This is a genomic window from Phyllobacterium sp. (assembly GCF_037994405.1).
GTDB lineage: Bacteria > Pseudomonadota > Alphaproteobacteria > Rhizobiales > Rhizobiaceae > Phyllobacterium.
Window position 1 is genome coordinate 1 of sequence record NZ_JBBNAN010000252.1, and the last position, 8,715, is coordinate 8,715.

At 57.8% G+C, this 8,715-nt stretch carries 9 protein-coding genes and 1 pseudogene; 4 read left to right on the top strand and 6 right to left on the bottom strand.

Translation table 11 applies throughout. From position 1 onward, the window contains the following. The 3 genes and pseudogenes from AAAC48_RS14160 to AAAC48_RS14170 form a co-directional block, all read left to right on the top strand. Positions 1–239, top strand: a pseudogene (locus AAAC48_RS14160) (NmrA family transcriptional regulator); the annotation flags it as partial. An 83-nt stretch (positions 240–322) separates the two neighbouring features. Further along, positions 323–730 carry a cupin domain-containing protein gene (locus AAAC48_RS14165; RefSeq protein ID WP_340654790.1) on the top strand — a complete coding sequence of 136 codons (408 nt, stop codon included), beginning with the start codon at positions 323–325 and terminating at the stop codon, positions 728–730. A 192-nt stretch (positions 731–922) separates the two neighbouring features. Next, the gene (locus AAAC48_RS14170) at positions 923–1,675 is read left to right on the top strand and encodes an NAD(P)H-binding protein (RefSeq protein ID WP_340654791.1); all 753 of its coding nucleotides are present in this window, start codon (positions 923–925) and stop codon (positions 1,673–1,675) included. Positions 1,676–1,824: 149 nt separating this feature from the next. On the opposite strand, the gene guaA is transcribed toward AAAC48_RS14170, so the two are convergent. From guaA to AAAC48_RS14200, 6 genes are all read right to left on the bottom strand, one after another. Beyond that, positions 1,825–3,387 (bottom strand): glutamine-hydrolyzing GMP synthase, encoded by a 1,563-nt coding sequence (gene guaA, locus AAAC48_RS14175; protein ID WP_340654792.1) that lies wholly within the window; start codon positions 3,385–3,387, stop codon positions 1,825–1,827. Between the two features lie 421 nt (positions 3,388–3,808). Continuing rightward, positions 3,809–4,447: a 5'-methylthioadenosine/S-adenosylhomocysteine nucleosidase gene (locus tag AAAC48_RS14180; protein ID WP_340654798.1), complete on the bottom strand. Its 639-nt coding sequence runs from the start codon at positions 4,445–4,447 to the stop codon at positions 3,809–3,811. A gap of 1 nt (position 4,448) precedes the next feature. Next, positions 4,449–4,904: a TspO/MBR family protein gene (locus AAAC48_RS14185; RefSeq protein WP_340654793.1), complete on the bottom strand. Its 456-nt coding sequence runs from the start codon at positions 4,902–4,904 to the stop codon at positions 4,449–4,451. A gap of 41 nt (positions 4,905–4,945) precedes the next feature. Beyond that, a complete protein-coding gene (locus tag AAAC48_RS14190; RefSeq protein WP_340654794.1) occupies positions 4,946–6,235 on the bottom strand; it encodes an RsmB/NOP family class I SAM-dependent RNA methyltransferase in 1,290 nt (429 codons plus the stop codon). 192 nt (positions 6,236–6,427) lie between these two features. Further along, complete coding sequence (locus tag AAAC48_RS14195; RefSeq protein ID WP_340654795.1) at positions 6,428–6,853, bottom strand: MAPEG family protein; 426 nt, start codon at positions 6,851–6,853, stop codon at positions 6,428–6,430. Between the two features lie 21 nt (positions 6,854–6,874). After that, positions 6,875–7,801: a LysR family transcriptional regulator gene (locus tag AAAC48_RS14200; RefSeq protein ID WP_340654796.1), complete on the bottom strand. Its 927-nt coding sequence runs from the start codon at positions 7,799–7,801 to the stop codon at positions 6,875–6,877. Positions 7,802–7,907: 106 nt separating this feature from the next. On the opposite strand from AAAC48_RS14200, the gene AAAC48_RS14205 reads away from it, so the two are divergent. Further along, a partial coding sequence (locus AAAC48_RS14205; protein ID WP_340654797.1) for an SDR family oxidoreductase occupies positions 7,908–8,715 on the top strand: 808 nt, incomplete at its 3' end.

Genomic DNA, 8,715 nt, shown 5'->3' on the forward strand with positions numbered 1-8,715 from the left:
CCCTCGGGAAGCCGCTCAACGGCACGATCGAGATTGCGGGTCCCGAGCGCGCTCCCATGAACGAGATCGTTGCCCGCTATCTGAAAGCGGCCAACGATCCGCGGACGGTCGAGGCAGATGTTCATGCTCGTTATTTCGGGTCCGAACTCAACGATCAGTCGCTTGTGCCCGGCGATGGTGCGCGGCTCGGCAAGATCGGCTTCGAGGACTGGTTCCGTCAGTCGCAACAGCCGAAGTAACCGGGCCAAGTGATCCTTTGCCCGGGCTTTCGAGCTCGATACGCAACGCACACATGCATTCAACAACCAAAGGGATGACGACAATGAAGTCAGCTTTGTTAACGCTATTTGTGTCAGCTTCAGTTTGCCTTCTTGGCACTTTGCCGGTTGCCGCCGCTGAAAACACTGCAAAGGTCACGTCGCTCATGAGTAAGGAGCTTCCCAACTATCCGGGCAAGGAAGGGCTGATGATATCAGTCGAGTATGAGCCAGGAGGTTCCTCGCCTATTCACAAACACGAGGCAAATGCATTCGTCTACGTTCTGGAGGGCTCGATCGTGATGCAGGTCAAGGGAGAGAAAGAAGTCACCTTGTCGCCGGGAGAGACGTTCTACGAAAGTCCTTCCGACATTCACCTGGTCAGCCGCAATGCGAGCACGTCTAAACCGGCGAAATTTATCGTTGTGCTGCTTAAGACTAAGGACGCTCCGGTTGTCATGCCGGTGGAGTGACATTCCGTACGATGGCGAAGATCCAGTGCGGCCTTATCCTGCTAACGTGAGGCGACGCTTTATTGATCGTCGCTTTCGTATTTGTGCCGGTCGGACACCACGCCTGGCATCACTCGCAATCTGGACATCCTTGGCGATCGGAATCCAAGGCAAAACCAGATCGCAGTTCGGCACAATAGAGGGAGCAAGTTGATGAAAATCACAGTCATGGGAGCGACCGGGCGAATCGGGACACACCTCGTAGAGAATCTTGGACAGGCAGGCGTCGAGGTGGTCGCCGCGTCCACTTCTCTCGGAGTCAACAGTGTGACGGGGGAAGGCCTCAGAACAGCCATAGCGGAAGCCGACGTTGTCATCGACGTCACCAACGCCGCGTCGTTTGGTGACGACACGGCGCTGGATTTTTTCAAGGCCTCCACCCGGAATCTGTTGGCTGCCTCAGCAGATGCTGGCGTCAGACACTACCTCGCACTTTCCGTGGTGGGGACACCTCGCCTTGTTGAGAGTGATTATTTCCGCGCGAAGATGGTGCAGGAAAATCTCATCCGGGCAGCAAGGCGGCCCTACACCATTGTCCATTCCACGCAATTTTTTGAGTTCATCAGCGGCGTGATCGACATGGGGGCAGACGGAGATGGCTTTCGACTTCCGTCGGCATCGGTAAGTCCGATAGCTGCTGACAACGTTGCTGAGATGCTAACCGAATTGGCGATGGGAACAGCAAGGAACGATACCGTGGAGATCGGCGGGCACGACCAGTTCGGTCTCGACGAGATTGCTCGTATGCACCTCGCAGCAAACGAAGACACGCGCCAGGTTACGACCGACAACAGCGCCCGCTACTACGGCGTCGAACTGAACGATGACACATTGCTGCCGCTCAAGGGAGCACGTGTGGGTTCGCTGCGCTACGTCGAATGGCTGAACCGCTCTATGGCCAATTAGACATCGCCGTCCTGACAGGCACATCATTGGGCGCTCAATTGGACCCAAATGGACGTTTCGATCGATCGCTATCTTTCATCGTCTATCGGGGCAGTGTTCCGAAAAAACCTTGCCCGTTTGCCACCGTCTACCGCCGTTTCTACTACTCCTCACTCCCACTCGATCGTGCCGGGTGGCTTTGATGTGACGTCATAAACAACGCGGTTTATGCCCTTGACCTCATTGATGATGCGGGTTGCCGCCTGGCCGAGGAAACTCATGTCGTAGTGGTAGAAATCGGCAGTCATGCCGTCGACTGAAGTCACGGCGCGAAGGGCACAGACGAATTCATAAGTACGACCGTCGCCCATGACGCCAACGGTCTGCACCGGCAGCAGGACGGCAAAGGCCTGCCAGATGACATCATAGAGACCCGCCTTGCGGATCTCGTCGAGATAGACCGCGTCGGCCTCGCGCAGGATTTCCAGTTTTTCGCGGGTGATGCCGCCCGGGCAGCGAATGGCAAGACCCGGTCCCGGGAAGGGATGGCGGCCGATGAAATGATCCGGCAGGCCGAGCTCCTTGCCAAGCACACGAACCTCGTCCTTGAACAGTTCGCGCAGCGGCTCGACCAGCTTCATGTTCATGCGGTCCGGCAGACCGCCGACATTGTGGTGCGACTTGATCGTCACCGAAGGACCGCCGGTGAAGGAGACGCTTTCGATGACGTCGGGGTAGAGCGTGCCCTGCGCGAGGAAATCGGCACCACCGAGCTTTTTGGCTTCCTCCTCAAAGACTTCGATGAAAAGCCTGCCAATCGTCTTGCGCTTCTTTTCCGGGTCGGATTCGCCTTCGAGCGCACTGATGAAGCGATCGGATGCATCGACGAGGATGAGCGGCAGATTGTAGTGTTCGCGGAACATCTGGACGACGTCCGCGGCCTCGTTCTTGCGCATCAGACCGTGGTCAACGAGGATGCAGGTCAGCTGATCGCCGACTGCCTCGTGGATGAGCAGCGCCGCGACGGACGAGTCGACGCCGCCGGACAGTGCGCAGATGACTTTCTTGTCACCGACCTGTTTGCGGATCGTGTTGACCGCCTGCTCGCGATAGGCGGACATGGTCCAGTCGCCCTTGATCCCGGCAATGCGGTGTACGAAATTTTCGAGCAGCTTTGCCCCGTCCGGCGTGTGCACCACTTCCGGATGGAATTGCACGGCGTAATATTTCCGGGCTTCGTTGGCGATGGCCGCAAAGGGCGCGCCGGTCGATGTACCGACGACCTTGAAGCCATCCGGAATTTCGACAACACGGTCGCCATGGCTCATCCACACCTGATGGCGCGTGCCCTTGGCCCAGACCCCTTCGAACAGTGCGCATTCTTCCTGGATATCGAGGAAGGCGCGGCCGAATTCGCGGTGGTGCCCGCCCTCGACCTTGCCGCCGAGCTGCGCGCACATGGTCTGTTCGCCGTAGCAGATGCCAAGCACCGGAATGTCGGCTTCGAAGATTTGCTGCGGCGCGCGGGGACTGCCGATATCGACAGTGGAATGCGGGCTGCCGGAAAGAATGACCGCCTTCGGATTGATGCGGCGGAAGGCTTTTTCAGCGGATTGAAAGGGAACGATCTCGGAATAGACACCGGCTTCGCGCACGCGGCGCGCAATCAGCTGCGTAACCTGGCTGCCGAAATCGACGATGAGGACTGTATCGGGATGAGTGGGTGTGTTCATGGCGGGCCTTTAAAGCAATTGTCGAGTCGGCGCAATGGGTTACCGCAAGTGACTGAAAAACTGATTCCGTTTGTTCACAACATGGGTGAAGTTGGCCGAAATTATCGCGAACGTCGATGTCAATTATCTGCCCCTTGTGGGGAGATAGTCGGCATTAACGTTTGTAATAACCACTCTTTTCGGGCCCTCGCCACGCCCGGCGCAAAATGCCAGATAGTCCTCAATGGACTCCGCAAGAGCTTCCTTCAGCACCGCGCCTGACGAACCCGAAAAGTGATGACATCGCGTATATTTGCGACCTCGCCATTGAAAGTATTAGCGTGTTCATCGAACTCTATGATGGCTTCGTAGTCTTTGTAGTGTGGCGGAGTCATGATCAATCATGCATCAGTTCTAAATGCCGTGAAATAGTCCCAAAGTCTCATAAGCATATAAGTCCCGCCTCAATGGCCGCGCCCATCGCCTCCACGGCCAGCGCCAGCCTTTCATCGATCACGTGCAGATACTCCGTCCAGTCGCTGACATGGCGAAGTTCTGCCGCGCCATCGGAAATGCCGCGCAGCCCGATGAGCGGAAGCTCGAAACGCTGGCACGCACGCAGCACAGCGAAGGTTTCCATCTCGACCATATCGGCATCGACGCCGTCATAGGCGCTACCCGAAACAATGTTCGCGCCGGTCGACAGCGACGCTTCCTTCACGCCCGGAATGCGATGGTGCAGCGGGACAGTGACGGGTAGGTCGAGAAACGGCGTTGCGCCCTTCTTGAAGCCGAGGGGCGACGCATCCATGTCGCGGTAGGAGACGCTGGTGACCTGATAGACTTCCGTCTGTTCAAGTGTACGCGAACCGGCAGAACCGAGGGAAACGACAAGGTCGGGAAGGGATTTGTTAGCGGCCAGGCTGGCCAATGTAGCCGAGACACTGACCGCGGCTTCCACCGGGCCGACGCCTGTGATCAGCGGCGTGAAAAGCCGCTGCAAATGCGGGCCATATTCCGCATCGACGGCCATTGCAAATAGGACCTTTTTACCGGCAACCGGCGTCAGATAAGCGAGCATATCAACCTGCATTGAGAATCCAGAGTGAAGCGTTGAGCAATGTCGCAAAGGCTACCCACAAGAGGTACGGCACGAACAGAAGCGCCGAAATCTGCTCGGAATCCCAGGTCACCCTGATGAAGCCAATGATCGCGATAAGCAACAGCACGATGACGATCAGTGCGAGGCCCATTTGCTGGAAGCCAAAGAAGGTCGGCGACCAGAGGAAATTCAACACGAGCTGCGCCCACCAGAATTGTTGCGGGGTCGTCAGTTCATGATCCCAGACCCGCCAGCCGGCAATGGCGATGAGGATGTAGAGCACCGTCCAGACCGGGGCAAAAATCCAGTTCGGTGGATTAAATGAGGGCTTGACGAGCCCGGCATACCATTCGCCCGGGAGGGTGATGTAACCTATGGCGAGACCGCCGCCGACAACCAATACGAGAAACAATAGAAGCGCCTGGGAACGGGACATGTGACCTCTCTCACGCGAAGCATACAGTCACGTTTGTAGCGTTATTTTTCCCGTCTGAGAACTGAAATGAAGAACCCGTCGGTGGACGTGGCCAAGGGCGAAAGGATCGCTGTTCCGTCCTTGAATAGCGGCTTCCATTCTGACTTTTCGGGGACGGCCTGATCCCAAAGTGGCTGCGTATCGAGAAGACTATAGTTGCGGTTGCCATCAACAAAGGCAGCAACTTGATTGCCGTTCTCCGGCGCGAACAGCGAACAGGTAATATAGACGAGCCGCCCGCCTGGCTTCACATAGGCCTTGGCCGCATCGAGCACCTCACGCTGTTCGACTTCGCGGCGTTCCAGCTGCTGATCGCTCAGACGCCACTTGGCATCGGGCCTGCGCCGCCATGTGCCGGAGCCTGTGCACGGGGCATCGACAAGAACGAGATCCATCTGGCCTTCGAGCGGAGCAAGGTCACCAATATTGGCATGAGCCTGGGCATTGCGCACCCCTGCCCGCTTCAGGCGATCGAAGATTGGCGCCAATCGGGCGCGCTCGGCATCGTAGGCGTGGATCTGGCCTTTGTTGCCCATCTCCGCTGCAAGCGCCAGGGTCTTGCCGCCGGCACCGGCGCAATAGTCCAGCACCTGTTCGCCAGCCTTGGCATTGCTGAGCTTTGCCGCAAGCTGCGAGCCGAGATCCTGCACTTCGAACAGGCCGCGCTGGAAGGCAGGCTCTGCCTGGACGTTGGGATGACGACCCATGGCGCGCAAAGGCGGCACGCGTACTGCGGTCTTAAGCAAAGGCGCAGGGTTGGCACCGGCGCGTGCCAGTTCCTTCAGCACCTTCTCACGGTCGGCTTTCAGCGTGTTGACGCGCAGGTCAACGGGCGGCCGATCGCTCAGCGCGGCAGCCTCTTCCACCCATTTATCGTTAAAAATCGCCTGGAAATGCGGGACGCACCATTCGGGCACGTCGGCACGGACATGATCCGGGGCATCGGCGATATCGCGCCCATTCCACACCGCCATGCGCTCCGCCTCCAGCGGTTCGGGCGCAAACTTGTCGCCGTCAAGGGCGATGGTGATATCCTCAATATCGAGTTCCGCGTCGGACAGCAGAACGCCAAAGGCGATATGGCGCGCGGCATCGCTGTCCATGCGCCAGCCGAGCGATAATTTCCGGCGCAGGGCGTCGTAGACAATGTTGCCGATAACGGCGCGATCGCCCGCACCGGCGAAGCGATGCGACAATCCCCAATCCTTCAGCGCATCGGAAGCCGGCCGCTTGCGGTTTTCAATATCGTCGAGAATTTCGATTGCCGCCTGCAGGCGTCCACCAAGTCGCATGTGCATTCCTTTGTTTCTTTGAGTGTCGCATACATGGGTGCGGCATTAAAAGAAAGCCGAACAATATGGCGCCTTGCATAACTTGACGAGGTGGCCACATGCGGCCGCTTTGTGCCATGAAGATGGTATCAATACGCGACAGCCATGGCATAGGTTGATGATCTCTGAGGACGAACCGGATGAGCTCGCGGCTTAGGCAACCGGTGGCACCGCGAGATGCAGTCCCAGCATGATCCACAGGACGCCGTTGAGCGCACAGCCGATGGCAAAAATCGGCTGACGCAATCTGAGCCGGTTGGATGTGACATGGACGAAGGTGTGGGCAATGCGCGTCGCCACGAAAAGCCACGCGATGATGACCGCCAGCAGAGAGGCGCCATTGACCGCATAGAGCGACAGACAGACGACGTAGAATAGGACCGGCAGTTCGTAGAGATTGATCAGGTTGCGTATGGCGGTAACGCTGGCTTCCGGCTCTTTCAAAGGCAGTTTGAAATCTCGCGGCGTCGCTTGCCCGCTCATCACCGCCTGCCTGCGCCGAAGAAGAACGAGCGCGTAAACCACGTAGATCAAAGCGGTCAGCGCGATCATCGGCCAGAAAATTGCAGTTTGCGACATGGTGCCCCTCCTGATGCCTGACTATACGTTCTTTTCCGGTGCGCGGATCATGCGCAAGCCATGTATCTGCTTCAAGCCTGCCGTGAGGTGATCAATAAAGGCGCGCACCTTGCGCGGCATGAAACGAGCGGTTGCATAGACCACATGAATGTCCATCGGTGCATAGGTATAATCTGGCAGGACCCGTACAAGCTTGCCTTCGTCAAGCAAGCCTTGAACGAGCGGCACTTGTGCTCCGCCAATACCGAGGCCAGCGCACAGCGCGTCATTGAGGACAAATGCATGGTTGGCCAGGAACGTCGAGCGGACAGGGACGATGACCGGGCCGCCGGGTCCTACCAGGGGAATTGCCTCGCCCTGCGGCGACCATATGAACCGGATGTGCTGGTGTTTCACGAGGTCCTGCGGCACTTCGGGATTGCCGTGCGCGGCGATGTAGTCCGCTGACGCGACGAGGATGCGCTCGAATGTGGCAAGTTTCCTCGCAATGAGGTCGGAGGATTTCAGGTCGCCAAAGCGAATCGCGACATCGACACCTTCCGCAATGAGATCGGCAAAACGGTCATCGAGGACAAGTTCGATTGTCAGTTCCGGGTGCAGGCGCTGAAATTCGATGACGATCGGCGAAAGATGCATCTGGCCAAATCCTACGGGACCATGTAGCCGCAGATTGCCACGTAGAGTGGAGGACAATTCGCCAGCGCTATCTTCCGCTTCATCCACAGCCTGCAAGATTTGCCGCGCGTGCTGGTAATAGGTCTCGCCGCCTTGGGTGAGCGCGAGCTGGCGTGTTGACCTGTGAAACAGGCGAACATCGAGATGCCGCTCCAGTGCCGCGACCTGCTGACTGACCGCCGGTTGTGTCAATCCAAGCTCGCGGGCGGCCGCCGACAGCGTACCGAGCTCCGCGACGCGGACGAAAGTCTTCATCGCAGCGAACCTGTCCATACATCACCTCAAAGAATTTCTTATGAATGCTATCATTTCTGATCGCCTACGCAAAGGAAGCCGAATGGATCATATCTGACTCAGGAAATAGAACCGGGATTATGAAATGACCAGGAAAGCAGTTGTTGTCGGTGCCAATGGCATCATCGGTGGAAATCTCCTCGCCCATCTTGTTGAGTTGGGTGACTGGGAAATCATCGGCCTGTCGCGGCGCGGCGGAGCGGCAAGCGGCAAACTTAGACATATCGCCGTCGATCTTCTCGATGCGACAGACGCCAGGGACAAGCTCGCCCATCTCACGGACGTGACGCATATTTTCTATGCCGCCTATCAGGACCGGCCGAGTTGGGCCGAACTGGTGCCGCCCAACCTTGCAATGCTGGTGAATGTGGTAAATGCGATCGAACCGATAGCGCCCGGACTGGAGCACATCAGCCTGATGCAGGGCTACAAGGTCTATGGGGCGCATCTTGGACCGTTCAAGACGCCAGCACGCGAATCCGATGCCAATCACATGCCGCCGGAATTCAACATCGATCAGCAGGATTTCCTGGAGGCATTGCAGAGGGGCAAAGCCTGGACCTGGTCGGCGCTGCGACCGTCGGTCGTTGTTGGTTTTGCACTCGGCAATTCGATGAATCTAGCCTCGGCTATTGGCGTCTATGCCTCGATGTCGAAGGAACTCGGCATTCCATTGCGTTTTCCCGGCAAGCCCGGTGCCTATGACAGCCTGCTTGAGATGATCGATGCCGGGCTGCTGGCGCGGGCCACAGTGTTCATCGCGACGAACCCGCATTGCGGCAATCAGGCGTTCAACATCAACAATGGCGATCTTTTCCGCTGGAGCGAAATGTGGCCGAAGATCGCCAAATTCTTCGACCTGGAAGTCGCCCCGCCGCTTCCAATGTCGCTCA